Origin of the sequence: Glycomyces paridis (genome assembly GCF_004912155.1) — a bacterium.
Lineage (GTDB): Bacteria > Actinomycetota > Actinomycetes > Mycobacteriales > Micromonosporaceae > Glycomyces > Glycomyces paridis.
Genome location: NZ_STGX01000022.1, coordinates 74,774 through 75,495, shown reverse-complemented (window position 1 = coordinate 75,495; position 722 = coordinate 74,774). Strand labels below are relative to the sequence as shown.

Annotated in this window: 1 protein-coding gene; it reads left to right on the top strand. The window is 75.3% G+C overall.

Features of this window, described 5'->3' with window-relative positions; translation table 11 throughout:
* Window positions 1-722 (top strand): ARMT1-like domain-containing protein (locus tag E9998_RS23105; protein ID WP_136532134.1); only part of this gene is annotated, 722 nt, incomplete at both ends.

The following is a 722-nucleotide window of genomic DNA, read 5'->3' as shown; positions in this document are numbered from 1 at the left end:
CGCCGCCCTCACCGGTGACCGCCGCGACGCCCTCCTCAAAGCGAGCCTCTGGGGCAACCAGGCCGATCTGGGCTTCCGCACCAACAACCGCACCGCCACCACCGCGTCCGGCGCGATCGTGGCCGACGACGGCGCCGCCCTCTGGTCCCTGATCGACGCCCCCCGCGACGCCCCCGTGATCGTCGTGGCCGACAACGCCGGACGCGAACTCACCGCCGACCTCGCCCTCGTCGACCTGCTCCTGGAGACCGGCCCGGTCGAACTCCACCTCAAACCCCACCCCTACTTCGTCTCCGACGCCCCCTGCGACGACGTGCTCGCGAGCCTCGACACGCTCGCCGCGGACCGCCACGCCGAGACCCGGGACCTCGCCGCGCGCCTGCGGGCCGCGCTCGGCGACGACCGCCTGCGCCTGCGCGTCCACGAGGTCTACGCGCTCCCGACCCGCTACCTCGACCTGCCGCCCGCGCTCGCCGACGACTTCGCCGCCGCCCGCGTCGTGATCCTCAAGGGCGACTTGAACTACCGCCGCCTCGTCGGCGACCGCGAATGGGACCCGACCACGCCGTTCGCCGAAGCGGCCGGCGACCTCGGGTGGCCGGTCGCCGCCCTCCGCACCGCCAAGTCCGACCTCGCCGTCGGCCTCGACCCGGCCCGCCTCGCCGCGCTCGACGCCGAGGCCCCCGACTGGCGCACCGCCGGCACCCACGCGATGATCCAGG